The 24699-nt window shown below is 71.3% G+C and carries 30 protein-coding genes; 16 read left to right on the forward strand and 14 right to left on the reverse strand.

Annotation, left to right across the window (positions count from 1 at the left end; genetic code table 11):
• Window positions 1-23: 23 nt before the first annotated feature.
• Window positions 24-1241, reverse strand: a complete 1218-nt coding sequence (locus tag AB0K35_RS09595; protein WP_357268164.1) for an arginine deiminase — start codon at window positions 1239-1241, stop codon at window positions 24-26.
• Window positions 1242-1404: 163 nt separating this feature from the next.
• Between AB0K35_RS09595 and AB0K35_RS09600 the strand changes: the two genes are divergently transcribed.
• The 5 genes from AB0K35_RS09600 to pheA all read left to right on the forward strand — a co-directional run bounded on the left by AB0K35_RS09600 (window position 1405) and on the right by pheA (window position 4901).
• Complete coding sequence (locus AB0K35_RS09600; protein WP_238670008.1) at window positions 1405-2142, forward strand: hypothetical protein; 738 nt, start codon at window positions 1405-1407, stop codon at window positions 2140-2142.
• Between the two features lie 169 nt (window positions 2143-2311).
• Window positions 2312-2770: a hypothetical protein gene (locus tag AB0K35_RS09605; RefSeq protein WP_238670009.1), complete on the forward strand. Its 459-nt coding sequence runs from the start codon at window positions 2312-2314 to the stop codon at window positions 2768-2770.
• 75 nt (window positions 2771-2845) lie between these two features.
• Window positions 2846-3235 (forward strand): ACT domain-containing protein, encoded by a 390-nt coding sequence (locus tag AB0K35_RS09610; RefSeq protein ID WP_238670010.1) that lies wholly within the window; start codon window positions 2846-2848, stop codon window positions 3233-3235.
• Window positions 3236-3442: 207 nt separating this feature from the next.
• On the forward strand, window positions 3443-3937 hold the full coding sequence (locus AB0K35_RS09615) for a hypothetical protein (RefSeq protein WP_363884696.1): 495 nt from the start codon (window positions 3443-3445) through the stop codon (window positions 3935-3937).
• Window positions 3938-3947: 10 nt separating this feature from the next.
• Window positions 3948-4901 carry a prephenate dehydratase gene (pheA, locus tag AB0K35_RS09620; protein ID WP_357360715.1) on the forward strand — a complete coding sequence of 318 codons (954 nt, stop codon included), beginning with the start codon at window positions 3948-3950 and terminating at the stop codon, window positions 4899-4901.
• Between the two features lie 85 nt (window positions 4902-4986).
• On the opposite strand, the gene AB0K35_RS09625 is transcribed toward pheA, so the two are convergent.
• From AB0K35_RS09625 to AB0K35_RS09635, 3 genes are all read right to left on the reverse strand, one after another.
• Complete coding sequence (locus AB0K35_RS09625) at window positions 4987-5709, reverse strand: AIM24 family protein (RefSeq protein ID WP_354969821.1); 723 nt, start codon at window positions 5707-5709, stop codon at window positions 4987-4989.
• A 112-nt stretch (window positions 5710-5821) separates the two neighbouring features.
• Complete coding sequence (locus tag AB0K35_RS09630; protein ID WP_238670058.1) at window positions 5822-6169, reverse strand: metallopeptidase family protein; 348 nt, start codon at window positions 6167-6169, stop codon at window positions 5822-5824.
• 150 nt (window positions 6170-6319) lie between these two features.
• Entirely contained in the window at window positions 6320-6751 is a 432-nt protein-coding gene (locus tag AB0K35_RS09635) for an OsmC family protein (RefSeq protein ID WP_091396762.1), read from the reverse strand.
• Window positions 6752-6882: 131 nt separating this feature from the next.
• On the opposite strand from AB0K35_RS09635, the gene AB0K35_RS09640 reads away from it, so the two are divergent.
• From AB0K35_RS09640 to AB0K35_RS09650, 3 genes are all read left to right on the forward strand, one after another.
• Window positions 6883-7620 (forward strand): hypothetical protein, encoded by a 738-nt coding sequence (locus tag AB0K35_RS09640; RefSeq protein WP_238670014.1) that lies wholly within the window; start codon window positions 6883-6885, stop codon window positions 7618-7620.
• 267 nt (window positions 7621-7887) lie between these two features.
• Window positions 7888-8709, forward strand: coding sequence for an HAD hydrolase family protein (locus AB0K35_RS09645; RefSeq protein ID WP_363884699.1), 822 nt, complete (start codon window positions 7888-7890; stop codon window positions 8707-8709).
• Entirely contained in the window at window positions 8709-9521 is an 813-nt protein-coding gene (locus AB0K35_RS09650) for an HAD family hydrolase (protein WP_238670016.1), read from the forward strand. Before AB0K35_RS09645 ends, AB0K35_RS09650 begins: the two co-directional genes overlap by 1 nt.
• Window positions 9522-9523: 2 nt before the next feature.
• Here AB0K35_RS09650 and AB0K35_RS09655 read toward each other — a convergent pair whose 3' ends face one another.
• On the reverse strand, window positions 9524-10126 hold the full coding sequence (locus tag AB0K35_RS09655) for a bacterial proteasome activator family protein (protein WP_091396749.1): 603 nt from the start codon (window positions 10124-10126) through the stop codon (window positions 9524-9526).
• 84 nt (window positions 10127-10210) lie between these two features.
• Here AB0K35_RS09655 and AB0K35_RS09660 point away from each other — a divergent pair, with 84 nt between their 5' ends.
• Together AB0K35_RS09660 and AB0K35_RS09665 are read left to right on the forward strand one after the other, a co-directional pair.
• Entirely contained in the window at window positions 10211-11008 is a 798-nt protein-coding gene (locus AB0K35_RS09660) for an alpha/beta fold hydrolase (protein WP_363884701.1), read from the forward strand.
• A gap of 81 nt (window positions 11009-11089) precedes the next feature.
• Window positions 11090-12277 (forward strand): ABC transporter substrate-binding protein, encoded by a 1188-nt coding sequence (locus AB0K35_RS09665; RefSeq protein WP_238670018.1) that lies wholly within the window; start codon window positions 11090-11092, stop codon window positions 12275-12277.
• A 68-nt stretch (window positions 12278-12345) separates the two neighbouring features.
• On the opposite strand, the gene ddaH is transcribed toward AB0K35_RS09665, so the two are convergent.
• Window positions 12346-13179, reverse strand: a complete 834-nt coding sequence (ddaH, locus tag AB0K35_RS09670; RefSeq protein ID WP_238670019.1) for a dimethylargininase — start codon at window positions 13177-13179, stop codon at window positions 12346-12348.
• 59 nt (window positions 13180-13238) lie between these two features.
• On the opposite strand from ddaH, the gene AB0K35_RS09675 reads away from it, so the two are divergent.
• Together AB0K35_RS09675 and AB0K35_RS09680 are read left to right on the forward strand one after the other, a co-directional pair.
• A complete protein-coding gene (locus AB0K35_RS09675; RefSeq protein WP_238670020.1) occupies window positions 13239-13703 on the forward strand; it encodes an Lrp/AsnC family transcriptional regulator in 465 nt (154 codons plus the stop codon).
• Between the two features lie 72 nt (window positions 13704-13775).
• Window positions 13776-14732: a zinc-binding dehydrogenase gene (locus AB0K35_RS09680; RefSeq protein WP_363884704.1), complete on the forward strand. Its 957-nt coding sequence runs from the start codon at window positions 13776-13778 to the stop codon at window positions 14730-14732.
• 6 nt (window positions 14733-14738) lie between these two features.
• On the opposite strand, the gene AB0K35_RS09685 is transcribed toward AB0K35_RS09680, so the two are convergent.
• The 3 genes from AB0K35_RS09685 to AB0K35_RS09695 all read right to left on the reverse strand — a co-directional run bounded on the left by AB0K35_RS09685 (window position 14739) and on the right by AB0K35_RS09695 (window position 16981).
• The gene (locus tag AB0K35_RS09685; RefSeq protein ID WP_238670022.1) at window positions 14739-15845 is read right to left on the reverse strand and encodes a YbjN domain-containing protein; all 1107 of its coding nucleotides are present in this window, start codon (window positions 15843-15845) and stop codon (window positions 14739-14741) included.
• Window positions 15846-15926: 81 nt separating this feature from the next.
• Window positions 15927-16193, reverse strand: coding sequence for a DUF6457 domain-containing protein (locus AB0K35_RS09690; protein WP_363884706.1), 267 nt, complete (start codon window positions 16191-16193; stop codon window positions 15927-15929).
• Window positions 16190-16981: an NTP transferase domain-containing protein gene (locus AB0K35_RS09695; RefSeq protein ID WP_363884708.1), complete on the reverse strand. Its 792-nt coding sequence runs from the start codon at window positions 16979-16981 to the stop codon at window positions 16190-16192. The genes AB0K35_RS09690 and AB0K35_RS09695 overlap by 4 nt, the downstream gene beginning before the upstream one ends.
• A 353-nt stretch (window positions 16982-17334) precedes the next feature.
• Between AB0K35_RS09695 and fdhD the strand changes: the two genes are divergently transcribed.
• Complete coding sequence (gene fdhD / locus AB0K35_RS09700; RefSeq protein ID WP_363884710.1) at window positions 17335-18201, forward strand: formate dehydrogenase accessory sulfurtransferase FdhD; 867 nt, start codon at window positions 17335-17337, stop codon at window positions 18199-18201.
• Between the two features lie 14 nt (window positions 18202-18215).
• Here the strand turns inward: fdhD and AB0K35_RS09705 are convergent, their stop codons facing one another.
• Window positions 18216-18932 (reverse strand): GAP family protein, encoded by a 717-nt coding sequence (locus AB0K35_RS09705; protein WP_363884712.1) that lies wholly within the window; start codon window positions 18930-18932, stop codon window positions 18216-18218.
• Window positions 18933-19184: 252 nt separating this feature from the next.
• Window positions 19185-20135 (reverse strand): NADP-dependent oxidoreductase, encoded by a 951-nt coding sequence (locus AB0K35_RS09710; RefSeq protein ID WP_363884714.1) that lies wholly within the window; start codon window positions 20133-20135, stop codon window positions 19185-19187.
• 49 nt (window positions 20136-20184) lie between these two features.
• Between AB0K35_RS09710 and AB0K35_RS09715 the strand changes: the two genes are divergently transcribed.
• A complete protein-coding gene (locus AB0K35_RS09715; protein WP_363884716.1) occupies window positions 20185-20808 on the forward strand; it encodes a helix-turn-helix domain-containing protein in 624 nt (207 codons plus the stop codon).
• A 27-nt stretch (window positions 20809-20835) separates the two neighbouring features.
• Here AB0K35_RS09715 and AB0K35_RS09720 read toward each other — a convergent pair whose 3' ends face one another.
• From AB0K35_RS09720 to AB0K35_RS09730, 3 genes are read right to left on the reverse strand one after another with little or no spacing between them, the layout of a single operon-like run.
• Window positions 20836-21153, reverse strand: a complete 318-nt coding sequence (locus AB0K35_RS09720) for a helix-turn-helix transcriptional regulator (RefSeq protein ID WP_238670029.1) — start codon at window positions 21151-21153, stop codon at window positions 20836-20838.
• Complete coding sequence (locus tag AB0K35_RS09725; protein ID WP_363884718.1) at window positions 21153-21569, reverse strand: type II toxin-antitoxin system RelE/ParE family toxin; 417 nt, start codon at window positions 21567-21569, stop codon at window positions 21153-21155. Before AB0K35_RS09725 ends, AB0K35_RS09720 begins: the two co-directional genes overlap by 1 nt.
• On the reverse strand, window positions 21556-22599 hold the full coding sequence (locus AB0K35_RS09730) for a DUF4192 domain-containing protein (protein ID WP_238670031.1): 1044 nt from the start codon (window positions 22597-22599) through the stop codon (window positions 21556-21558). The genes AB0K35_RS09725 and AB0K35_RS09730 overlap by 14 nt, the downstream gene beginning before the upstream one ends.
• A 173-nt stretch (window positions 22600-22772) precedes the next feature.
• Here AB0K35_RS09730 and AB0K35_RS09735 point away from each other — a divergent pair, with 173 nt between their 5' ends.
• Window positions 22773-23687, forward strand: a complete 915-nt coding sequence (locus AB0K35_RS09735; RefSeq protein WP_363884720.1) for a fructosamine kinase family protein — start codon at window positions 22773-22775, stop codon at window positions 23685-23687.
• A complete protein-coding gene (moaA, locus tag AB0K35_RS09740; protein ID WP_363884722.1) occupies window positions 23684-24697 on the forward strand; it encodes a GTP 3',8-cyclase MoaA in 1014 nt (337 codons plus the stop codon). Before AB0K35_RS09735 ends, moaA begins: the two co-directional genes overlap by 4 nt.
• Window positions 24698-24699 lie beyond the last annotated feature (2 nt).

Raw genomic sequence — 24699 nt, forward strand, 5'->3', positions numbered from 1 at the left:
CGACGGCTGCGCTCGTCGCACGCTCAGCCGGCGACGGGTAGCGGGTCGCGGGTGATCGGGCAGGACATGCAGCGCGGTCCGCCCCGACCGGAGCCCAACTCGGAGCCGGCGATCGGGATCACCTCGATGCCGGCCCGCTCCAGTTGGGCGTTGGTCTCCGTGTTGCGCTCGTAGCCGACGCAGAGGCGGGGGGCCAGCGCGAGGGTGTTGTTGCCGTCATCCCACTGCTCGCGTTCGGCGGTGACCGGATCCAGCCCGGTGTCGATGACCCGGAGCAGGTCGAGGTCCATCGCGTCGGCGGCGGCCCGCAGGAACGGCGCCGGCCCGTCCACCCGCGGGTCCTCGCCGTCCCCGCCGGCGATCACCGTGTACGCCGACAGCGTGCTCGCGATGTTGGGGTACATCAGGACGGCGTCCACGTCGACCATCGTGCACACCGTGTCCAGGTGCATGGTGGCGCGCTTCTGGGCGATCGGCACCACCAGGATGGTGTGGGCCAGGCCGGCGGCGAAGACCTGCCGGCCGAGGCGTTCCGCTCCGGCCGGTGTCGTCCGCTCGCCCACCCCGACCGCCAGCACCCCGGGCGCGAGCAGCAGCACGTCCCCGCCCTCCAGATGCTCAAGGCCGGGGCGGTAGACGAACTCGGTGCCGGCGAACCGGGGGTGGTGGCGGTAGATGGCGTCGGTCAGTGTGGTCTCGCGGCGGCGGGCCGGCATGGCCAGGCTGGTGACACCCACCCGGTCGCCGATCCACAGCGACGAGTCGCGGGTGAAGAGCAGGTTGGGCAGTGGGTCGATGACGAAGTCGTGTCGGTCCATCAGCGTGTAGACCAGTCCGCCCGGCCGCTCGGAGCTGATCCGCAACTCCTCATGGGCCAGCCCGGCGGTGAGCACGTCGGCCAGCGCGGCCGGGTCCAGGTAGGAGAGGTGGTCGGCGACGCGGGCGCGCAGCGTGTCGCCGAGCCGCCGGGAGCGCAGCACCTGCTCGGTGAGTTCGGCCCGGGCGTCCGCGACGGCAAGCGTCTCGGCCAGCAGGGTGGCCAGGTAGAGCACCTCGACGCCGCGCTCGCGCAGGGCGGCGGCGAACGCGTCGTGCTCCTCCTGGGCGCGCCCCACCCAGGGGATCGCGTCGAACAGGAGCGAGTCGTTGTTGCGCGGGGTGAGCCGGGCCAGTTCGGGGCCGGGCCGGTGCAGCAGTACGGTGCCGAGCCGCCCGACTTCACTGTCGACGTAGTGGGTCACTCCCGCAGCGTAGGGCAGGGTTTAGCGGCATCCGAGAAAAGAACTGTGGATGAATATGGCATTCATCCACAGTCACTCCGGCGCTCCGGCTTGCCGAACACCGGTAGTGGCAACGTAGGGTAGTGAGGACATAACTTCGAGGGACCTTTTGCCGGAGGTCGCGATGACTGTCTTTCCCGCACGACGAGCCGTACCGTCCGCTCGGGCACTGCCGCCCGTCGCGGTGCCACACCCCCGCGTCGAGGCGCCGGGGGTTCTCGAACCGGTCCGTCCGACACCGCTCGAATGGGCCCGCCGCCGTCGGGCCGAGCGGGGTGCACGCCGCCTGGAGGCGGCCGGGGCACGGGCGCTGGGCCAACTCGACCATCTCGGGCCTGCCTGGCACGTGATCGAGTGGCCGCGCACCGACGTGACAGACGTCCTCGACCGCGGTCAGGACGACCGAGCCGGGTTCCTCGCCATCGGGCCGAGTGGCCTGTTCGCCGTCACCATCGCCGACCACGGCCGGGCCAGGGTGCTCGTCGCCGGCGACGTGGTGCAGATCAACGGCAAGCGGCCCCCGTACGTGGCCGAGTCCCGCCGGGACGCCAAGCGGGCCAGCAAGGCCCTCTCGGACGCGGTGGGGCTGCCCGTTCCGGTGACGCCGGTGCTGACCTTCGTCGGCTCGGGCGTGATCAGCGTCTACGGCCTTCCGAAGGACTGCCTGATGGCCACCCACCGGGAACTGGACCGGCTGCTCGTGGCCGGCGGCAGCCGGATCAGCCCCGCCACCGCCGAGAAGCTTTCCCGGGTCGCACAGAACCCGGGCACCTGGCTGAACGGCACGTACCGTCCAACCGCCGACTACCGGTGGTACGACGAGGGCCGAACGGCCGCTGACAAGCCGGCCCACCGCCGGTAACGTCACCGGCGACGCCACGCGGCTCCGGTCCCCCCGTTCGCCTCACCGGTCTCCGCGCCGTCACCGGTCGCCTCGGTTCACGCTGAGCGCCCCGGTGACCCGGTGCGCTCGGTGATTCCGTCGGCGACCCGCTAGCGTGGACAGTCGATCGGTGCACATAGGAGGCGCGGTGGCCCACGTCGAACTTTCGCTCTCGGAAGCGTTCGTGCCGGCGGCGCGGGCCTCGACAGAGCCGGAGTCCGACAACGTCGGCCAATGGTCGTCGACAGTCTCCCGGGCCGACGAGCCGTGCCTGCTGATCGACGCCGACACCCGGGTGGTGGCGATCTCCACGGCCGGTTGCGAGCTGCTCTGTCTCGGTGAGCCAGCCGGGCTGATCGGGCGACCGTTGCTCGATGGCGGGCTGCGCCTGCTCGACTTCACCGCCAACCGGGGCGAGCTGACCGAAGCCGAGATCGACAAGATTCCGCCCCTGCTCGCGCTCTCCTCCGGCCGACTCGCCCGTGGGCTACTCAGGGTGCAGGCCGCCTCGGCGAACAGCTCCGACGCGACAGTCGACGCGATCTCCACCCCGGTGCTCACCGACGGCACCGTCACCGGCTCCCTCACCTTCTTCTCCGAGGTCTGACCTGCGGCGCAGTGTGTCCTTCGCCGCACGTGGCGTGGCCTGGATGGGTCCGTACGAAGGCCGTAGGGTGCCCTCATGCTCGATATCGCTCTGCTGCCCGGGGAATACGCTCTGTGCCGGCTGGCCGCCGGCAGCACAGTGCCGGACGCGCTGTCGAGCGGGCTGCGCGGCGCCGACGTGGTGACGGTGAGCTGGACCTCCGACGGGATCTCCGTGATCTGCCCGACCGAGCGGGCGCCGGCACAGGCGGTGGTGGAGACGACCTGGCGCTGCCTACGGGTCACCGCCCCGGTGACGCTGGCCGGCACCGGCAGCCTGGCCGCGCTGGTCGACCCGCTCGCCGAGGCACGGGTCAGCGCCGTCACGTTCTCCACGTTCGACACCGACTACCTGCTGGTGCCCACCGTCCGGCTGACCGAGGGCACCGCAGCGCTCCAGCGCGCCGGGCACCGCGTCACCGGCTGACCTTCACCCGACCGGCCGCTCGCCCTACGATGGGCTCGGCCACCCCGGCCGCGACGAATTCTCCGATGTCCCGAGGATCGGCCCGTGCCGTTCACCCCACCCCCGCCCGCGTCCCCCTCACCGCGGTCGACGGTCCACCCCTCACCGGCGGCTCCTGGCCGGGCAGCCGACCGCGTTGCGGCGCGGAGCCTCGCCCGAGTCCTGCCGATGGCGCTCGCCGTCGCGGCGCTGGCCGGCTGTGGCGCCCCACCCGGGCTGGGGGAGCCGACCAGCGCTCCCACTCACACCGCGGCCCCGACACCGTCCGGCCCGAGCACCCCACCGGCCACCCCGCCCACCACCGCGCCGTCTCTCGGTACTGTCACGCCCACCCCGGACGCCGGGTTGGTCGCGACGGCCTGCCGCAACGGGCCGACCGGCCAGCGGGTGCTGCAACTGTTGCGCGGCCGGGCCGGAGTGCTGCCGGCGAACGTCCGGGTCCAGGTCCGCACCGGGCCGCTCTGCGCCGCTGACTGGCAGTTCACAGTGCTGACTGTGACCGGGCACGAGGAACTCCAGGTGGTCACCCGGGGCGAGCCCGGTTCCCCGGTGCTGGTCACCGCCGGAACGGACGTCTGCACCATCGAGGTACGCGCCACCAGCCCGGCCGGGATTCGCGCCCTCGCCTGCGACGCCGGCCCGGCCAACGGGCCGGGTGCGTAGGCTGGTCGGCATGCCGGGAACACCGCCGACACGTTTCGTCTTCCTCGGGCCGGAGGGCACCTTCGCCGAGCAGGCCCTGCGCTCCATACCCGCCGCCGAGCGCGGCACCCGTACGCCCGCGCGCAGCGTCGGAGAGGCGCTGGACAGCGTCCGTGCCGGCGACGCCGATGCCGCGCTGGTGCCACTGGAGAACTCGATCGGCGGCGCGGTGGGCGTCACGCTGGACGAGATGGCCGAGGGCGAGCCGCTGGTGATCACCCGTGAGGTGGTCCTGTCGGTGGAGTTCGTGCTCGCCGCGCGGCCCGACACCCCGCTGACCTCGATCCGCACCGTGGCGGCCCATCCACAGGCGTCCACCCAGTGCCGGGGCTGGTTACGCGACCACCTGCCCGACGCCGTGGTGGTCGACGTGCTCTCCAACGGCGCGGCCGCCGCCGGTGCCGGCACTGGCGAGTTCGACGCGGCGATCTGCGCACCGATCGGGGCCTCCCGGCACCGACTCACCACACTCGCCGACAAGATCGCCGACCACCCCGACGCGGTGACCCGGTTCGCGCTGGTGTCCCGCCCCGGGCCGCCACCGCCGCCGACCGGTGACGACCTCACCTCGCTCGCGGTCTACATCGCCCACGACCGGGTCGGCGCGCTGCTGTCCGTGCTGATGGAGTTGGCCGTCCGTGGGGTCAACCTGACCCGGATCGAATCCCGGCCGACCGGCGAGGCGTTGGGCCGCTACGTGTTCTTCCTGGACTGCGTCGGCCACGTGGCCGACGTACGCCTGGGCGAGGCGTTGCAAGGGCTCCGCAGGGTCTGTGCCGACGTCCGCTTCCTGGGCTCCTACCCCCGGCACCGGTGGGCCGAGGCGGGCGAACGCCCGGTGCCCGCGCCAGCGGGCCTCTCCGACGTCGACTATGCCGACGCGGCGGCCTGGCTGACCCGCCTACGTACCGGCGAGTTGACCTGACCGGCGCGGGGCGCCCCCAGGAGAACGGGGGCGCCCCGCGCCGCGGTCAGCTCGACAGATCAGGTGCGCCCCGCGCCACTCGCGGTCAGCTCAGCAGACCGCCGAGCAGGCCGCCCTCCTGCTGCTGCTGGCCACTGCCCATGACCGGCGGCTCCTCGGACGGCTGCACCACCACGAAGCCCTGACCGGCGAAGCTCATGGTGAACGACTCACCGGTGCGGCGTCCGAGCAGAGTGCCGAGGCCGAGCTGCTCGGCCCGGTGGTAGCCGGTCTGGAGGTTGGCCGACCAGCAGACCGCGGCCTGGGGGTCGACGTATGTCGGAGCGTCCACGTTCAGCACGACCGGGGTGCCCTTGGTGGTGATGGCGATCCGCCCGTAGCCGCTGAACACACAGTTGAAGAGGCCGGACGAGGACGCCATCCCGGCGCCGCCGACCATCCTGATGTCGTACTGGAGGGTGGAGTCGAAGGCGAGCACGCTGCTGCCGTTGATGGAGAGGGCGTCGCCCGGCTCCAGGTCGATGATGTGCACGTCCTTGGCCAGCTCCGCGAGGAAGACGTCACCCTGCCCGGTGACCTTCATCAGCGGGACGCCCTCGCCGGTGAGCTTCTGCTTGAGGAACTTGCCGAGCCCACCTGAACCCAACGCCTGGAACTGCACGTTCCCCTGGTAGGCGACCATCGACCCGACCCGGGCCATCGCCTCGCCGTTGAGCTCGATCTTCAACATCTTGGAGTTCTGCAACCGCATGCCGGGCTGCGCGGACTCCTTCTCCAGATTCTCCGCGGAGAACAGCTCGCTGCGCATGAAAGGGCCTCCTGAATAGTGTCGCGTTCGCTGCACCGACGGTAGGCGACCTCGGCAAGCACAGGCCGTCGGACAGACGGCGCGGCGCGGGCGGGTCGTGCGGCGCGCGGGCTCAGCCCCAGCCCAGCGAATGCAGGCGCGCGTCGTCGATGCCGAAGTGGTGGGCGATCTCGTGCACCACTGTCACCGCCACCTCGTCGATGACGTCCTCGTCGTTGTCGCAGATCCGCAGGATCGGACGGCGGTAGATGAAGATTCGGTCGGGCAGCACGCCGGAGTAGTCCCAGCCGCGCTCGGTGAGCGCATGCCCCTCGTAGAGGCCGAGCAGGTCGACCTCGCCCGGTGGCGGGTCGTCCTCGACCAGGATCACCACGTTGTTCATCAGGCCGAGTAGTTCTTCGGGCACCTCGTCGAGGGCTTCGCCGACCAACTCCTCGAAGCGCTCACGGCTCATCTCCACCGGCACCTCGCCCATTGTGCCCGACGCGGGGGCACGCGGCCCGGTCCTGCTGGACGACAGTGGCCGTCGTCCGCACATGCACGGAAGAAGCGACCACCCAGGATCGGGCGGAGGCTCCTTCCGTGGACGTACCGGTGTGGGTCTGCTTGCTCAGGCAGCCAGGCGGGCGTTGAGGGTGATCTCGGCACCCGGCGAGAGCAGGCGGGAGATCGGGCAGTTGGCCTTGGCGGCCTCGGCGAGCTTCTGGAACTCCGCGTCGTCGATCCCCGGGACCTGGCCGACCGTCTCCAGGTCGATCCGGGTCACCGTCATGCCGGCGTCGGTCTTGTCCAGGTGCACCTTGGCGGTGGTCTCGACCGAGGTGGCCGTCGAGCCCGCGTCGGCGAGCGCCTTGGAGAACGCCATCGAGAAGCAGCCGGCGTGCGCCGCGGCGATCAGCTCCTCGGGGTTGGTGCCCTCACCCTCCTCGAAGCGCGACTTGAAGGAGTAGTTGCCGGACAGGCCGCCCTTACCGGTGCGGATGGTGCCCGCGCCCTCGGTGAGATTGCCCTGCCATTGTGCTGAAGCGGTACGGATAGGCATGGGGCAAACGCTAGCGGAAAGGCGACCGCCGAGCGACAGACCGGCGCGCTCGCCAGCCCTGCGATCCCTGTCACCACCAGCTTGCTGTGCCATGATGCGACACAGGTCCGTGACCGGCGGAAGGGTGGCCGATGTCCGAGGAGCTTCCGATCCCGCGACAGGGTGACCGATCCGAGGCCCCGGCGGTGATCGAGTGGGGTGCCGACGAGCCGGCCCCGCGACGCCGCTTCGCCTGGTCCCTGGGCGACCTCGCGCAGGATCCTCGGCTGCCCCTGCTGCTCGCCGGTCTGGGCGCGGTGGCCGCGATCGCCTCGCTCATCGGTGAGTGGCTGGTGATGAGCCTGCCGAACGGCGGGCCCGACGGCAATGCGACGTTCGAGGTGCCTGCCGGGGTGTCCGAGGTCGGTGGCTTCGGGGTCGGCTATCTGGTTGGGCTTCTCGCCCTCGTCTGCGCCGTGGCGCTGACGTTGCGCGGCACGGCGGCCGTGCGGCCGAACGCCCGGCTGACCGGCCTCACCCTGGCCGGTGCCCTGCTGATGCTGCTGCTGGCCGCCACTGCCAGCCTCGACAACCCCGGTCAGCGAAACTTCTTCTACTCGCTTGAGGACGGCTTTCACATCGAGTACGGCCGTGGGCTGGTGATGGCGTTCGTCGCCTGTGTGCTGTTCGGGGCCGCCCTGAAGCTGGCCCCCGCCGCACCCTCCGGCGCGTTCGGGCCGCCGGACGACGACCGCTCCGCCGACCCGCCGGCACCGCGCCCCTGGCGCCGCCGCAGAGGCCCCGACCCGATCGAGGACGGCCTACCGGCCCCAGCCGACCTGACAGTCACCCCCGCCGCCCCTTTCACCCGCCCCGACCCCCAGCCCTGACCCACCCTCACCCACCCACCCACTCTCACCGCGGCGATCTTGCACTTACTGCGCCGACATACGGCGCATAACACGCAGAACGGCAACCGAGAGTGCAAGATCGCGGGGACGGGTGGGGGCGGGGCGCGGGGGCGGGGTTGGCGTCCGATTCGCCTGGAAGCCATGGATGCGACCCGTTCCGCGAGGTACGGTTGCTGCCCGCCGTCACTCCGGGACTCGGGTTCCCTGACCCCTGGCGGTGCGACGGCGGCGGGCGAAGGAGGAACGATGACCCGCCCGGGACTGCCCAAGTTGATCGCGACCGACCTCGACGGGACGCTGGTCCGCAGCGATGACACCGTCTCCGCGTACACCCATGGGGTGCTCGACCGGGTGCGCGCCGCCGGGATTCCGGTGGTCGGCGCGACCGGACGCGGCCCTCGGTTGACCGAGTTGACCCGCAACGACATCCGGGCCGCCGACTTCCTGGTGATGGCCGGCGGCGGACGGGTGGTCGACCAGAGCGACCCGAGCGGCCCGGTGGTGCTCCGCGACGAGCGGTTGCCCGCCGAGGTGCTGGCCCGGCTCCTCGCCGACCTGGAGGCGGAGGCCGGCCCGCTGACAGTGATGGTCGAGGCGTCCGACGAGCACGACGCCCCGCTGTGGGGCGACTACCACGAGAGCTGGCCCTACCAGGACCGCTTCGAGGCGCGCACTCGCGACGAGTGCCTCGCCTGCGACGTGATCAAGGCGTTCGCCCGGACCGCCGACCATCACGTGGACGAACTGCTGGCGGTGGCCCGCCGGGTCGTCCCGCCGCAGGTCGCCACGCTCACCCAGGCCGGGCTCGGCTTCATCGAGATCTGCCCGCCCGGCGTGGACAAGGCGACCGGGCTGACAGTGGTGGCGCAGACCCTCGGGGTCGACCCGGCCGATGTGCTGGTCTTCGGTGACATGCCCAACGACCTGCCGATGTTCGAGTGGGCCGGTTGGTCGCGGGTGGCAGTGGCCAACGCGCACCCCGCGCTGCGCGCCGCCGCCGACGAGGTGACCTTGCGCAACGACGACGACGGGGTGGCGGTGTATCTGGACCGGCTACTGTCCCGGTAATGGGAGACACACCCCGCCTCATCGCCACCGACATCGACGGCACGCTGATCCGCGACGACCACACAGTCAGCCCACGCACCGCCGACCTGCTCGCGCGGATCTCCGCGCGAGGCACGCCGGTCGTCCTGGTCACCGGCCGTCCGGTCCGCTGGCTCAAGATGGTGTACGACCAGCTCGCCCGACCGCTGCCGGCGGTCTGCGCGAACGGCGCCGTCGTCTACGACCCGTTCGAGGACGAGGTGGTACGGGCTGACCCGCTCGCCCCGCACCACCTGGCCGAGGTCGCCCGGAGGCTACGGGCCGAGGTGCCCGGGATCAGCTTCGCCGTGGAGATCCTGGACAGCCGGGAGATGCGGCACGAGGCGCACTACCCGCTGCGCTGGGACGCCGACGCCAACGGCATCCGGCCGATCGAGACGCCGGAGGAGTTGCTTTCGGTGCCGGCGGTGAAGCTCCTCGCCCGCGCCGGCGAGCAGGACCCGGATGCCTTCGCCGAGCTGATCGCCACGGCGGTGGCGGGGTTGGCCGAGGCAACGCACTCGTCGTCCTCAGGGCTTGTGGAGATCTCGGCAGCCGGGGTGACGAAGGCTGCGGGGCTGGCCTGGTACTGCGACCAGCTCGGGGTGGCCGCGGCTGACGTGCTGGCCTTCGGCGACATGCCCAACGACGTGCCGATGCTGACCTGGGCCGGGCGTGGCGTGGCGGTGGCCAACGCGCACCGCGCCGTCCTGGCGGTCGCCGACGACGTGACGACGGCGAACACCGAGGACGGCGTGGCGGCGTACCTGGAGAAGGTCTTCGGGGTGGACTGAGGTCAGAGGTACTGACCGGTGTTGTGACCCTCGCCGCCGCCCGGCTGGCCGATGCCCGGCATCCCGGGCACGACCCCACCGGGGCCGCTGGGCAGCGCCTGCCGGCCGCCGCGCATCTGCTCCAGCTGCACCCGGGCGGCCATCTGCTGGGCCACCAGGGCCGCCTGGATGCCGTGGAACAGGCCCTCCAGCCAGCCGACGAGCTGGGCGTGCGCGATCCGCAGCTCGCCCTCGCTGGGGGCCTTGTCCTCGGCGAAGGGCAGCGAGATGCGCTCCAGCTCGTCACGCAGCTCAGGGGCGAGGCCCTCCTTGAGCTCGACGATCGACCGCTCGTGGATCTCCCGCATCCGGTTGCGGCTGGCGTCGTCGAGAGGCGCGGCCTTCACCTCCTCCAGCAACTGCTTGATCATGCTGCCGATCCGCATCACCTTGGCCGGCTGTTCGACCAGGCGGGTCGGGTCCTCGCCCTGGCCCTCGTCGGTCTGCATCGTGCCGATCGGCCGGCCGTCCGGGCCAACCACCACCACCGTGCCGGAGTGGCCGGAGTCGTCGGGGCCGGGCTCGTCGTTCTGTCCAGCGGAGCGCGCTTCGGTCATGGGGTCCATCTTTACCCAGCGGACGCGAGCCATGCCGGCCGGGACCGACTACCGGGGCCGAACCACCCGGGCGGGGCGCGCTACCGTCGCGCCATGCCTGTCGACCCGCGCGCCGTGTTGACCCGGCCCGCACCGGAACCCGACCGGACAGTGGCGTACGGGGACCACCCGGATCAGGTGGCCGATCTGCGTCTCCCGGCGGGAACCGGGCCGGCCCGACCGCTGGTCGTCGTGGTGCACGGCGGCTTCTGGCGGGCCGAGTACGACAGACGGCACACCGGCCCGCTGGCCGCGGCTCTCGCCGCTGACGGCTACCCGGTGGCACAGCTGGAATACCGCCGTACCGGGCAGCCCGGAGGTGGCTGGCCGGGCACCCTGACCGACGTGCTGACCGGGGTGGCCGAGCTGCCGATGCTGGCGGCCGAGGCGCTGCCCGGCCGGGTGAGCCCGGCCCCGCCGATCCTGGTCGGGCACTCCGCCGGCGGCCACCTGGCGCTGTACGTGGCGGCCACCGCCCCGGCAACGGTGGGCGCGGTGCTCGCCCTGGCCCCGGTGGCCGATCTGGGCGAGGCGTACCGGCGGGATCTGGACTCAGGCGCTGTCGCCGCGCTGCTCGGCGGCGGACCGGCACAGGTCCCGGACCGGTACGCGGCGGCGGATCCACGGATGTTGGTACCGATACGAACACGGACAGTAGTTGTGCACGGCTCCGACGATCGTCAGGTCCCGGTGGAGATGAGCCGGGATTTCGTCACAGAGGCGCGTGTCACAGGTTCCGATATTTCCCTTGTTGAACTGCCCGGATGCGAGCATTTCGGGCTGATCGACCCGGAGGCCGTCGCCTGGTCCCAGGTGCTCGCCGTGTTGCGGTCCCTGCACGATGATCAATAGCCATTGACGCAGCGTCGCGGACCAGGTAGAACGCCGGTGGGGCGGTGTTCGGCCCTGTAACGCTTCCTTGGAAGGAACTCGGTGTCGCAGATGAATCGCAGGCGGGCGCTCCAACTGTTGGCCGCGCTCGGGACCACCGGGTTCGTCGCCGCGTGTGGCTCAGACGGTGACGCCGATCAGACCGCCGACCGGGGCCCGATCAAGATCGGTTTGATCACGCCGCAGGCCGGTGGTTTCAAGAGCATCGGCGACGACATCACCAATGGCTTCCAGCTCTTCCTCGACCTGCACGACCAGCGGCTGGGCGGCCACCCGGTGGATCTGCTGACCGCCGACGAGGGCGACACCGCGAAGACGGGCAAGGCTGCCGTCGAGGGCCTGCTCAAGCAGGGCGTGCTGGCACTCACCGGCGTGGTCAACTCGGCGGTGATGGTCGGCATCCGGGACACCGTGGAGCAGGCCCGGGTCCCGCTGATCGGCTCCAACGCCTCACCGAGCAGCCTGCAGAGCGTCTTCTACATCTGGCGGACCTCGTACGTGCTCGACGAGGCTGGCAAGGCGCTGGGCCGCTACCTACGCGACCAACTGCCGGCGAACGGCCGCATCGCGATCATCATGCCGGAGAACGTCGGCAGCCCGGACGTCGTCCGCGGCTTCCGGCAGGAGTTCGGCGCGACCGACCCGCGGATCGGCGACCCGGTGACCTACACCAACGCCACCTCCAACCCCGGCAAGACGACGTACGCCTCGGACATCACCAAGGCGCTGGCCAAGAAGCCCACAGCGGTCTTCTGCTTCTTCGCCGGAGCGGCGGCTGTCGAGTTCATCAAGCAGCTGCGCGAGAAGTTCGCCGGGCCGATCTACGCGCCCGGCTTCCTCACCGAGGGCACAGTGCTGGAGAACCTGAAGGACAACGCGCTGGGCATCCAGACCGCGCTGAACTACTCGGCCGACCTGAACAACACGTCGAACCGGGTCTTCGCCTCGGCGTACCGCAAGAAGTACCAGGTCACCCCCACCACGTACGCGATGGCGTCGTACGACGCGGCGCAGGTGCTCGACCAGGCCATCCAACTGGCCGGTGGGAAACCGACTCCGCAGCAGGTCAACCTGGCACTGGGCAAGATCGGCCAGATCGACAGCCCGCGTGGCATCTGGCAGTTCAACCAGCCGCGTACCCCGCAGCAGAAGTGGTACCTGCGCGAGGTGCAGCGCGACGGTCAGGTCATGTCGAACGTGCTGATCAACGAGCTGGCCACGCTGGGCTGAACGCCCACCCGGAGCACGATTCGGGGCCGGTCTCCCAGTGGGAGGCCGGCCCCGAGACGTTCACTGGGTCAGTGCCGCAACTCGGCGATGCAGCACTTCACGCTGCCGCCGCCCTTCTTCAGCTCGGCCAACTCGACCGGGACCGGGGTGTACCCGGCCGCCTTGAGCTTGCCGGCCAGGCGGGTGGCCTCGCTGTTGAGCACCACGTTCGCGCCGTCGCTGACCAGGTTGAGCCCGAAGGCCATCGCGTCCTCGTCGTCGGCGATCACCGCGTCCGGGAAGAGTTGGGTGAGCACCCGCTGGCTGGCCGCCGAGAACGCGCCCGGGAAGTAGACGACGTTCGCGTCGTCGATGGCCGCGAGCGCCACGTCCAGGTGGTAGAAGCGGGGGTCGATCAGACGCAGCGACACCACCGGACGGCCCAGCGCCTCCTGCGCCTCCGCGTGCGCGGGGATCTCGGTACGGAAGCCGTGCCCGGCCAGGATGAGCCCTCCGTGCGCCTCCGGCACGTACGCGAAGTCGCCCTCACCCTCGTTGGTCTCGCTGGGTGCGATGAACCGCCAGCCCTGCGCCTCGTAGAAGGCGTGGTGGGCGGCGGCCTCAGCGGCCCGCTGCTCGTGCTTGAACCGGGCGCCGTAGACGCTGCCGTCCACCACGAAGCCGCCGTTCGCGGCGTAGACCATGTCGGGCAGGCCCTGCTCGGCGGGGAGCAGGTGCACCTCGTGGCCGAGGCCGACAAGCGTCTCGCGCAGCCGGTCCCACTGCTTGACGGCCGCGTCCCGGTCCACCGGTGTGGTCACGTCCATCCACGGGTTGATCGCGTACTCGACAGCGAAGTACTCCGGCGAGCACATGAGATATGTCCGCTTTCGCGGGAAACGCTGCTGGTTCACGGTCACCAAGAGTAGGTACCGTAGAACTTTGAAAACAGCCACAAGCGTTGCTTTCCAGAGGCGGAACGTTGCAGATAGACGCGGTAGACCAGCGGATCATTGCGTTACTCGTCGCGGACGCCCGTGCGTCCTACGCCGACATCGGTGCCCGGGTGTCACTCTCCGCCCCAGCGGTCAAACGTCGCGTCGACCGCCTGCGCGCCACCGGCGTGATCAGGGGATTCACTGCCGTCGTTGATCCGGCCGCCGTCGGCTGGACCACTGAGGCCTTCGTCGAGCTCTTCTGCGCCGGCCGGACCACCCCGGCGCAGATCGGCGTGGCCGCCCGCCGACACCCCGAGGTGGTCGGCGCCTACACCGTCTCCGGGGAGGCGGACGCGCTCGTACACCTGCGCGCCGCCGACATCGCCCACCTGGAGGCAGCACTGGAGCGGCTGCGTGGCGAATCCTTCGTGACCTCCACCCGCAGCACCATCGTGCTCTCCCGACTGGTCGAATCGCCCGGCGTCGGCCCGTCCGCCAGCACCTCTTGACCTCAACCCAGGTTGAGGAGATTGACTGGCCCCGAGTGGGCGAGGCAGCCCATCCGGGCCGAGGGGACTGTCATGCGGGCGATCTGGTTACGTGAGTTCGGCGGACCCGAGGTGCTGGTGCCCGGCCCCGCGCCCGACCCGGTCCCCGGTCCCGGCCAGGTGCTGATCGACGTCGCGCACGCGAACATCACCTTCATCGAGACGCAACTGCGCGCCGGCCACCCCGGCCCGTTCCGCCTCACCCCACCGCTGATCCCCGGCAACGGCGTCGGCGGGGTGATCACGGCGGTCGGGTCGGACGTCGACCCGGCGCTGACCGGGCAGCGGGTGGTCAGCGCCACCGGAGGTTCCGGCGGTTACGCCGAACGCGCGGCGGTGGACGCGTCGGCGACGATCGCGGTGCCGGCCGGGTTGGCTCTGGACGAGGCGGTGGCACTGCTGGCCGACGGGCGGACCGCCACCATGCTGATCGAGGCGGTCGGCGTCCGCCCAGGTGACCGGGTGCTGGTGGAGGCCGCGGCCGGCGGCGTCGGCAGCCTGTTGGTGCAGCTCGCGTTCCGGGCCGGGGCCCGGGTGATCGGCGTGGCCGGTGGGCGACGCAAGGTGGACCTGCTACCCGGCCTTGGCGCCGAGCTGGCCGTCGACTACCTGCTGCCTGAATGGGCCGAGCAGGTCCGCGCTGCGGTGGGCGGGGTCGACGTGGTGCTCGACGGGGTCGGTGGCCCGGTGGCCCGCACCGCCTTCGACCTGCTCTCTCCGGGCGGCCGGATGGTCAGCTTCGGGCTGGCGAGCGGGGAGTGGTCCCCGGTGTCGGCGGAGGCCGCCACGGCACGCCAGGTCACAATGGTCCGCCCGGACGTGCCACCGGCACGGCTGCGGGCGTACACCGAACGGGCCCTGGCGGACGCGGCGGCCGGCCAGCTGCGACCGCTCATCGGCCAGCGCTTCCCACTGGAACGCGCCGCCGACGCGCACGCCGCCATCGAGGCGCGCGCGACGATCGGAAAGACCCTGCTGGACGTGGCCTGATCGGGCTCAGAGGTACATGCCGGTGCGGTGCTCCGACTCGTCGCGCCGGACCGGCTTGTCACCCTCACCGAAGAACCGCTTGCCGCCGAACTCGCCGTGCAGGCGGTCGTCCAACTCGTCGGCGAGACCGGTCATCACCTGCACCGCCAGCATCAGATGGGTCGCCTGGAAGTTGCGACCGAACACCGGGATGGACGCCCACACCGTGTCGTCGGCGCAGTAGAGGCGGCCGATCGGCATCCGGTTCGTCAGTTCGGAGAGCTTGACGTAGAGCCGCTCGGTCGGCTCCACCTCGGTGAGCACCGGGGAGAAGACGTCCACCAGAGGCGGATTGTCCCGCACCCGCACGAAGACCATCGCCGAGCCGGCGCGGATGGTGATGTCGCCGTCCGAGTCGATCTGCAACCGGTCGGTGTCCGACTTCAACATGGTGGAGACCACTGTGCGGACCCGATCGGCCAGGTCGAGCACGTCGTCCTGCTCGACCTGAGCGGCAGCCGCCTCGGCCAACGCCTCCTCCAGGTCCGCCTCGACGTCGGCGTCCGGACCGAACTCGCTGCGGGCGGTGCCCAGCGGTTCCACCGTCAGCGGCTCGCCCTCCGCGTCGTGCACCAGATAGACGAGGAAGGCCGGGTGCGGAGCACCGTAGACGTCCCGCAGCGTGCGGGAGAGCAGAGTGGCGACCTGGGTCGACTCGGCCGTCGTGGCGTTCAGCCCGAACGAACCGCCGGAGCCGGCGACCACCCCGGGCGGGGACCAACCGAGCGCGACCATGTCCGCCACCGCGCCCCGGTCCAGTCGGTAGCCCGCCGGCAGAGCGGCGTTGCCGACCGCGCGGGCGGACAACACCCGGTCCGCGTCCACGTCGACGCTTATCGAATAGACGGCGTCCCCGGTGCCGGACGCGGTGGGGTCCAGGGTCACGTCGAGGTGCGCGCCGACGGGAAGTTCCCGCAGCCGTACGGCGAGCGCGCGGGCGAACTCCCGCCACGCCTCGGTCACCTTCGCCCGCAGGTCGGTGGTGCTGGGCTCGTCGAGCAGGATCGATTCCGCCGGCTCAGTCGAAGCACCGGGCAGCTCACCGTGCGGCGCCGAGGGGTGGTCAGCCGTCATGATCGCCTCCGTCCGTCACGATCACCCTACCCACGCCGCCCGTGGCTCGAATCAGCCCCGACCGGGATCGGACAGCGGCGGTCAGGGGGCCGTCGGGTCCGTGGGGTCGGCGCCCAGCTCGACCGGCCAGGCGCCCGCCAGCGCGCTGAGCCGGGCCGCGGCGTCCGCCGGCTCCGCGCCCCGGCCAACCGCCAACCCGAAGAGGTACGCCGTGATCGGCGCCCCCGGACGCAGCACCTGGTGGGCGACGTCCCGGGCCAGATCCAGCACCGCCGGCACCGGCACCGCGGCCGGGTCCAGATCCAACTCGGCGCACACCGCCGTGACCCAGTCGTCCATCACCGTCATCGCGCCCACTCCTCCGCCCGGCGTACGTCCTCGTCAGTGTCGCAGTCGAACCACGGCGGCGGGCCCTCGCCGGACCACGCCACCTCCCGCACGACGAGACCGGCCAGCAAGGCCCGCACCGGGGCTCCGGACAGACTGCCGCCCCGCTCGACAGTCAGCCGGTGCACAGCTGCCCGCAGCGCGGCGACCCGCCAGACACCGCAGAGCGACTGCCGCCGCCCGTCCCCGTCCACGAAGCACGCCCCGTCCGGTCCCAGCTCACCGTCCAGGCCACCGCGGGCCGACGCCGGAGCGAGGCCACTTCCGGCCAGCGACGCCGGAGCGAGGCGGCCACCGGCCGGAGGCGCCGGAGCTAGGCCACCGCCGGCCGGAGGCGCCGGAGCTAGGCCGGGGCGGGCCAGCGAGGCCGGGGTGGAGTGGCCGCCCGCCGGTTGGGTGTCGGGGGTCTCCTGGTGGAGGTGGTTCAGCAGGTCGCCGATCGCGGCCCGGGTGAGCAGCGGCAGGTCGGCGGCGAGCAGCGCGACCAGTGTGGTGTCGGGATCCAGCAACGCCAGGCCGGCCGCCGCCGCCGCGACCGGACCCCCGCCGGGCGGGTCCTCCCGGACGACCCGCACACCCGCCGGCACAGCGTCGGCCGCACCGACCAGCACCCGCTGCGTCGCGTCGGTGACGGCGGCCAGCACCCGGTCACGCATCGGCCGGCCGCCGACCGGAAGCGCGGGCTTGTCCAGCCCGCCCATCCGTCGGGCGGCCCCACCCGCGAGCACCACTGCGGCATACGTCCCCACCCGGCCACCGTAGCCGTGCTTGACGCTCAAACGGGCCAACGCTCAAACGGGCCAACGCTCAAACGGGCCCGATCGCGAGGCCCCCACCCGGACCTCCGACCCTGCCGGCCCGGCCCATTGATCATGAAGTTGTTGCTCGACACGCCGACGACACGCGCAAACAACTTCATGATCAACGCCCTGGGGCGGGGCGGGGTGGGGTGGTGCTGGGTGGGGTGGGGGGTGCGCGGGGCGGGGGTGGGTGGGGTTGGACGGGGTTGGACGGGGTTGGACGGGGTGGGTGGGGGTGGCGGTTGGGGGGCTGATGGTCGGTGGTTGTGCGGGTGTGCCGGCTGGGGGTGGAGGATGGCGAGATGGGACGGGCAACTGATCGACGTGGCGTACTCCGGATCGACCTGGACGCGGCGACCGCCGGACGCGGATCGGTCCGCCGACCGGACACGCTCGCCGTGGAGGAACCGCTGGAGATCCGGGTCGGCGCGGCCGGCCCCGGTCGACGCCGGCCGCTCGCCGTCACCATGCGCACTCCCGGCGACGACCTGGACCTGGCCATCGGGTTCCTGCTGACGGAGGGGCTAATCCGGTCGACCGACGACGTGTTGACAGCGCAACTCTGCGCCGGCGCGGAGACGCCGAACACGTACAACGTCGTGGACGTGGTGCTCGCCCCCGGCGTACCGGAACCGACCACCGACCCGTCCCGGAACTTCTACACGACCAGTTCCTGCGGGGTATGCGGCAAGGCCAGCATCGACGCGATACGCACCCGGTCGCTCTTTCCGGTCGCGGCGGACCCGCTGAGCGTCCCGGCCACGCTGCTCGCCGAGCTGCCCGACCGGTTGCGCGCCGCCCAGCGCGGCTTCGATCGGACCGGCGGGCTGCACGCGGCGGGCCTGTTCACCCCGGACGGTGAGTTGGTGGTGCTCCGGGAGGACGTGGGCCGGCACAACGCCGTGGACAAGGTGATCGGCTGGGCCGTGCGGGAACGCCGGCTGCCGCTCGCCGGGCACCTGCTGCTGGTCTCCGGACGGGCCAGCTTCGAGCTGACCCAGAAGGCGTGGATGGCGGGATTGCCGCTGCTGGCGGCGGTGTCCGCCCCGAGCACCCTCGCCGCGGAACTGGCCGACGAGGCGGGGATGACACTTGTCGGCTTCCTACGCGGGCGGACCATGAACGTCTACACCAGGCCGCACCGGATCACTGTGGAGCAGCCAGCCTGACCCGAGCGGCCGAGTCAGCGACCGATCCGGTCGATCAGGTCGAACAGGGCCAGCCGTGCGGCGGCGTCACGGGCGATCAGGAAACCGGCGATGCCGAGGATCCAGCCAAACGCGCTGCCCGCCTTCGTGACGATCCAGGCGTTCAGGCGGGCCAGCACCGGCTCGACCAGTCGCGGGCGGGCCACCCTGGCACCCAGCAACAGCATCGCCGGCAGCACCATGACCAGGCAGTACCCGGTGAGCAGCACCACCACGCTCGCCGCTCCCACCCCTGAGGTGGCCAGGAGACCCACCGCACCGAGGTACGGGAGCATGGTCGCCACCTCGGCAAGCGCCGCGAGCAGCGCGAGCCCGACCAACCAGCGGGCCGAGGAATCTCCGGCGGTGGCCCGGTCCCGCCAGCGCAACACACCATCGGTACGAGGACGCCGTTTGCCGTCGTAGCGGAAGCTGAGCGCCAGCATCGCCACGCCCAGAACGAGTTGTGCCCAGAGGACGCCCCGGTTGTCCAGGGCGCCGCCCAGCGCGTCGCCCAGCCTGCTGCCTCCCCAGACCAGCAGTAGCCCCACCGCGAGGTAGAACACCGCGATGGTGGCGAGGTAGCCCAGGATCCGCCGGACGTTGACCGGCCCGGGGGCGAGCAGCAACCAGACCGGGATGAAGAGGGTGCCGATGCTGGTGCTGTCGATCAACGCCAGCCCGGCCAGCGACAGCAGCAACTCGGGGGTCATGTCATACCAGAGCGGAGAACGGTCACGAGATCATTCTCCGGCGGCGGTGAGCCCCGCCGCGTCGGCCGTGGACAGGAGCAACGCGTACATCCTTCGACGGAGGGCGTTGCCGGGGGAACCCGCCTGGGCGGGCTTCGTCGGGCTGGCGAAAAGATCGACCCCAGCGACTGACGGTTGTCCCACCAGACATCCAGAAGGATGCTCGCCTGCGGTAAGTGACGCGGCTGGCGGTCTCTGCGGCAGGCAACAACGTCAGTTGATGAGAACGATCCTTCCAGGTGCGTGGTGCGCCTCGCTCAACTCGTGTGCGGCCGCAGCCCCGGTCAGCGGGAAGGTGGCCGCGACGGGAATGTGCAGCCGACCGGATTTGGCAAGGCGCACCGCGATGTCCAGGCCGTGTACCGCGAGCACATCGGCACCGGACCCCACTGCCTTGCCAGTCCGATCCGCAGGTGCGCCGTGCGACAGGTGGACCTTGTGGGCGGCGGCCGCGAAGTCGGCGATCGTCACCACGCGTGCCGTATCTCCGGCGATGGCAATCAGGTCGGGCAGTGCTCCTCCGGCGCAGTCGAAGACTGCGTCGACCCCGTCCGGCGCCAGCCGGCGGATGCGGTCGGGCAACCCGGGGCCGTACGTCGTCGGCACCGTGCCGAGTGAACGCAGGAATTCATGATTGCGCTCACTCGCCGTGCCGATGACGATGGCGCCACGGGCGGCTGCCACCTGGACAGCGACACTGCCGACCGCGCCGGCCGCGCCGTTCACCAGCACGGTGTGCCCCGCTGTGATCCCGAGCCGATCAAGAACGCGGGTGGCCGTCTCGACGCTGCCGGCAGCGCCGCCCGCCTCCTCCCAACTCCAGGCGACGGGCTTAGCGGCCCACGCGCTCAGCACCACGTGGTCGGCGTTGGCGCCACGCGTCGTCGGCGAGGCCATGCCGAACACCTGATCGCCGACGGTGACGCCGGTAACGCCCTCACCAACCTCGTCAACCACCCCAGCCGCCTCGAAGCCGGTCCGGTACGGGAACGTCACGGGCACCATGTCGGCCAGCTTGCCGGCGCGAATCAGCACCTCCCCTGTCGAGACCCCGGACGCCCGGACAGCGATACGGACCTCACTCGGCCCTGCGTGCGGGGCCACCACCTCGACGACGTGCACAACGTTGGGTGGCCCGAACTGGGCAAATACGACAGCTCTCATGGGCCGAACCGTAACGGAGCACCCCGTCCGGTTAGCTAAAGTGAGACCGGTGACGGTCGAAGTGAGACAAGCCCAGCGGTCGGATGCGCGCGACAACCGGGAGCGCATTCTGGCCGTCGCTCGCCTGGCGTTCGCGACCAACGGGCTCGACGTGCCGATCCGGGAGATCGCACGGCGGGCACAGGTGGGCGCCGCCACTATCTACCGGCACTTCCCCACCAAGGACGCGCTGCTCGCCGACGCATTCGCCGAGCAGATGACCGTGTGTTCGGCGATCGTCGAGGAGGGCCTCGCTCAACCCGATGCCTGGCTGGGTTTCCGCCTGGTGGTGGAGAAGCTCATGGAGACGCACGCCCACGATCGAGGCTTCGCCCGCGCCTTCATCAGTCAGCTTCCCCAGGAAGCCGGCTTCGCCGCCGATCGCACCCGAACACTGCACATGCTGGCCGAACTCGTCGACCGGGCGCGAGCGACAGGAGAACTTCGGGACGACTTTGTCCTGGAGGACCTGATCCTGGCGCTGATGGCCAACGAAGGCATCCGAGCCGAGTCAACCGCCAGCCGCCTGGCGGCCGCCCGCCGTTTCGCGGCATTCATGATCCAGTCATTCCAGACAAGTCCGGCGCGGACGCCACTGCCACCAGCCGTTCGCCTACCGCTCTCGACACCCTGAGTCCCGTGAAGCGGAGTAACCGCCTGGCTACGCGGCTACGATCTCGACGGCACCGCGGGAGATCTTGACGTCGAACTCCATACCGGTGCCCTTGGAAAGCTTGACGAGCGTCGCGATCGACGGCGGCTGGTCGCCTGATTCCAGTCGCGCGATGACTGATTGGGTCATCCCCACCTTGCGGGCGAGCGCGGTCTGGGTCAGCTGGTTTTGGGTGCGGTACCCCACGATACGAAGCGCGACCTCGCGCGCGAACGCTGTCCGATCCCACTCTGCGCGGAACACCGGGTCCTGACGGCTGGCATCGCCGATGACCTGCTGCGAGGTCTTGAGCTCGGAACGTTTCATCACTCCACCTCCACGTCCTTGATCCTTCGCTCTGCGGCTGCGACGGCCCGGGCGAAGTTCCGCTGACTGACGCTGGCTTCTGGACCGACAGCGCCGACCACGAACGCGCCACCAACCTGGGTATAGAAGACGCGCCACCGGCTACGTCCGCCACGTGGGCGCAGCTCACGCAGGTTGTCGGCGGTTCGGATCTTGCTGGAGTGCGGGTAGCCCAGGTTGGGGCCGAGGCTCTCCAGCTTTTCGACGGCGTGTCCGATTGCCGCCTGTTCGATCGCGGCTATGGCTCGCAGCTCGGTTACAGCCTCCGGGTGAAAGAAGACTGGCCAGAGCCGACTATAGCAAGATTGCGATAAAGCTGCCGGGGAGTCTCCGGCAGCCGGGCGGCAATCGGGAACCGGCTCATCAGCGGCGGCCACGTCGGCTCCGTTTGCGGGGCCGGATGACGCCGGGCATCCCGACCGACGGCCAGCCGTCCAACTCGGCCGGGGGCACGCCCCGCCGGAGCAGGTCGTCCAGCAGCAGCGCGAGCGAATAGTCGGGGTGCAGGCTCAGCGTGCGTTCGAGCGCGACCGCCGCCAACGCGCCCTGTCCGGCGCGCCACGCGGCGAACGCCAGCAGCGCACCCGGCGCTGCGGCAACCTCCGGCTCGGCGCGGCGCAGCACGTCGGTCCAGAGGGCGATGTCCCGGTCCCGGCCGTCGGTGCGTTCCCAGGCGTGATCGCGGACCGGCAGGTGGGTCATCAGCAGGCTCAACCAGGCCACCTCGTCGTCGTCGAGCCGCTCACCACGCCGCTGGCGGCGCTGGGCCTCGCGGACCGCCGCCACCCCGGCGGCGCGCAACGCCCGCGCCCCGAGCAGGTCACTCTCCGGCGCCTGCTCGATCAGCTCGGCCAGTCTCGACTCGGCGCGGGCGGTGGCCGCCCGGGACGCCTCCCGGGCCGGCCCGTCCACCGGTGCCACCTGCCCCACCAGGGCAGCCCGGTCGGGGAGTGCGACCTGACCGGCGAAGACCGCCGAGGCGGTCACTCGGTTGACGCTCGGGTCGTAGCGGCGGCCCTCGGGCGGGCAGCAGTCGGGCTCGGTGCAGAGGTAGGACCACCAGCGGCCGTCGGTCACCCGAAGCGCGTCGAGCACGTGCAGCCCAAAGTCGTACAGCGCGTCGCGCACCGCGTCCACGGCCGGAGTGACCCGCTCCGGTTGCCCGTAGCCCACAACGGTGGCGGCCTCCGCGCCCTGCCGGCGGATCACACCGGCCAGGTGCCCCGCCAGCCCGCCCAGCTCGGTCGGCTCGGGCAGGTCCGCGCGGGCGGCGAAGACGATCTGTCGGCCGACCAGCGCCACGGCGACCACGCTGTCGGTGGGATGAAAGCCGAGCAGGTACGGCACAGCGGCGATCAGGTCGGCGGGTGAGCGGACGGCGAGCTGAGGGCGTTCGGTCGAGGTCATGTCGGAAGCCTGCGGCGGGCGTGCCGGGCCCGGCCACCCCTGTGGATGACACGCGGCTTATCCACAGTTACTGAACGTGTTTAACCTGCTCAAGCCACACCTACGGGTGCGGAAAGAGCGCCGATGTCGTCGGGCGACACCTGGCTGTCGTAAGGAGCGGTTACCGTGCGCTGATGGACCTGGCGTACCTGCGCGCGCATCCGGCACACCTCCCGACCTTCCGGACCCATCAGCGGCTCCGAGAGACGCCGGTCGCCGGTGGAAACATCTGCGCGGCCGCTCGGCTCACTCTCGACGACGGCCACTCCGTCTTCGCCAAATCCTGGCCTGAAGACGCCGACCGACCGCCGCCGGAGGGATTCTTCGCCGCCGAGGCTGCCGGCCTGCGCTGGCTGCGGGAGGCGGGCGCTGTCGGCGTACCCGAGGTGATCGTGGTGTTGCCGGAGTTGCTGGCGCTCGACTGGGTGGAGCCCGGCGAACCGACGCCGGAGGCCGCGGAGCGCTTCGGCCGGGAGTTGGCCGGGCTGCACCGGGCGGGAGCAACCGCCTTCGGTGCCAGCTGGCCCGGGTTCATCGGCTCGCTCCCACAGGACAACACCCCCACCGGCGGGCGCTGGTCGACCTGGTTCGCCGAGCGACGCCTCGCCCCCTACCTGCGACGCTCGGTCGACGGTGGCGCGCTGACCAGCGCCGATGCCGCTCTGGTCGAGCAGGTCATCGGTCGGCTGGACGGGCTCGGCGGCGACGAGCCGCCCGCGCGCATCCACGGCGACCTGTGGCCGGGCAACGTGCTGTGGGGGGCCGACGACCGGGCCTGGCTCGTCGACCCGGCAGCGCACGGCGGGCACCGGGAGACGGATCTCGCCCAGCTCGCCCTCTTCGGCGGCATCCCACACCTGGATCGGGTGCTGGCCGCCTATCAGGAGAGTTGGCCACTACCTGACGGTTGGCATGACCGGGTGCCGGTGCATCAACTGCATCTGCTGCTCGTGCACACGGCACTCTTCGGCGTCAGCTTCCGAGATGTGGTCGTCCAGACCGCCCGTGGCGCCCTGAGCCGGGCCGAGCGCGCTACGGTCGACAGGTGAGCGCCGCCCCGGGGACCGACGGCGTCCTCGTCGACCGGTACGGCCGTGTCGCCCGGGACCTGCGCGTGTCCCTCACCGACAAGTGCAACCTGCGCTGCACCTACTGCATGCCGGCGGAAGGTCTCCCCTGGCTGGCCGGCCCCGAGTTGCTGACCGACGAGGAGATCGTCCGGCTGGTCCGGGTGGCCGTCGAGCTGCTCGGCGTGACCGAGGTGCGGTTCACCGGTGGTGAGCCGCTGATCCGAGCCGGGCTGGTCGACATCGTGACGGCGGTCGCCGCCCTCGAACCCCGCCCCCGGGTCTCGCTGACCACCAACGGCATCGGCCTGGACCGGCTGGCCCCGGCGTTGCGGGCGGCCGGCCTGGACCGGGTGAACGTTTCACTGGACACCCTGGACCCGGACCGGTTCACCACGCTCACCCGCCGCCCCCGTCTCGACGCGGTGCTGGCCGGGCTCGCCGGGGCGGCGGCCGCCGGGCTCAGCCCTGTGAAGATCAACTCGGTGTTGATGCGTGGTGTCAACGAGGATGAGGCGCCGACGCTGCTCCGCTTCGCCCTCGATCACGACTACCAGCTACGGATCATCGAGCAGATGCCGTTGGACGCCCAACACGGTTGGGCCCGCGACACCATGGTCACCGCCGAGGAGATCCTGGCGTCGCTGCGTACCGTCTTCGATCTGAGCCCCGACCCGACCGAGCGCGGCGCGGCACCGGCGGAGACCTGGCTGGTCGACGAAGGCCCCGCCCGGGTCGGCGTGATCGCCAGCGTCACCCGCCCCTTCTGCGGGGACTGCGACCGCACCCGACTGACCGCCGACGGTCAGGTCCGCGCCTGCCTCTTCGCCACCGAAGAGTCGGATCTGCGCGCCGCGCTGCGCACCGGTGCGGACGACGACGAGTTGGCCCGGCGCTGGCGTACCGCGATGTGGGGCAAGCGCGCCGGGCACGGCATCGACGACCCCACCTTCCTCCAGCCGACCCGCCCGATGTCCGCGATCGGAGGCTGAGC

Source organism: Micromonospora sp. NPDC053740, assembly GCF_040677775.1.
GTDB classification, from domain to species: Bacteria; Actinomycetota; Actinomycetes; order Mycobacteriales; family Micromonosporaceae; genus Micromonospora; species Micromonospora alfalfae.

Bases quoted from the DNA above. Each gene is read 5' to 3' on its own strand.
- AB0K35_RS09600 (WP_238670008.1), top strand. From the start codon at position 1,405: ATGACTGTCTTTCCCGCACGACGAGCCGTACCGTCCGCTCGGGCACTG.
- AB0K35_RS09610 (WP_238670010.1), top strand. From the start codon at position 2,846: ATGCTCGATATCGCTCTGCTGCCCGGGGAATACGCTCTGTGCCGGCTG.
- AB0K35_RS09615 (WP_363884696.1), top strand. From the start codon at position 3,443: ATGGCGCTCGCCGTCGCGGCGCTGGCCGGCTGTGGCGCCCCACCCGGG.
- pheA (WP_357360715.1), top strand. From the start codon at position 3,948: ATGCCGGGAACACCGCCGACACGTTTCGTCTTCCTCGGGCCGGAGGGC.
- AB0K35_RS09625 (WP_354969821.1), bottom strand. From the start codon at position 5,709: ATGCGCAGCGAGCTGTTCTCCGCGGAGAATCTGGAGAAGGAGTCCGCG.
- AB0K35_RS09635 (WP_091396762.1), bottom strand. From the start codon at position 6,751: ATGCCTATCCGTACCGCTTCAGCACAATGGCAGGGCAATCTCACCGAG.
- AB0K35_RS09640 (WP_238670014.1), top strand. From the start codon at position 6,883: ATGTCCGAGGAGCTTCCGATCCCGCGACAGGGTGACCGATCCGAGGCC.
- AB0K35_RS09645 (WP_363884699.1), top strand. From the start codon at position 7,888: ATGACCCGCCCGGGACTGCCCAAGTTGATCGCGACCGACCTCGACGGG.
- AB0K35_RS09650 (WP_238670016.1), top strand. From the start codon at position 8,709: ATGGGAGACACACCCCGCCTCATCGCCACCGACATCGACGGCACGCTG.
- AB0K35_RS09655 (WP_091396749.1), bottom strand. From the start codon at position 10,126: ATGGACCCCATGACCGAAGCGCGCTCCGCTGGACAGAACGACGAGCCC.
- AB0K35_RS09660 (WP_363884701.1), top strand. From the start codon at position 10,211: ATGCCTGTCGACCCGCGCGCCGTGTTGACCCGGCCCGCACCGGAACCC.
- AB0K35_RS09680 (WP_363884704.1), top strand. From the start codon at position 13,776: ATGCGGGCGATCTGGTTACGTGAGTTCGGCGGACCCGAGGTGCTGGTG.
- AB0K35_RS09685 (WP_238670022.1), bottom strand. From the start codon at position 15,845: ATGACGGCTGACCACCCCTCGGCGCCGCACGGTGAGCTGCCCGGTGCT.
- AB0K35_RS09690 (WP_363884706.1), bottom strand. From the start codon at position 16,193: ATGACGGTGATGGACGACTGGGTCACGGCGGTGTGCGCCGAGTTGGAT.
- fdhD (WP_363884710.1), top strand. From the start codon at position 17,335: ATGGGACGGGCAACTGATCGACGTGGCGTACTCCGGATCGACCTGGAC.
- AB0K35_RS09705 (WP_363884712.1), bottom strand. From the start codon at position 18,932: ATGACCCCCGAGTTGCTGCTGTCGCTGGCCGGGCTGGCGTTGATCGAC.
- AB0K35_RS09710 (WP_363884714.1), bottom strand. From the start codon at position 20,135: ATGAGAGCTGTCGTATTTGCCCAGTTCGGGCCACCCAACGTTGTGCAC.
- AB0K35_RS09720 (WP_238670029.1), bottom strand. From the start codon at position 21,153: ATGAAACGTTCCGAGCTCAAGACCTCGCAGCAGGTCATCGGCGATGCC.
- AB0K35_RS09730 (WP_238670031.1), bottom strand. From the start codon at position 22,599: ATGACCTCGACCGAACGCCCTCAGCTCGCCGTCCGCTCACCCGCCGAC.
- AB0K35_RS09735 (WP_363884720.1), top strand. From the start codon at position 22,773: ATGGACCTGGCGTACCTGCGCGCGCATCCGGCACACCTCCCGACCTTC.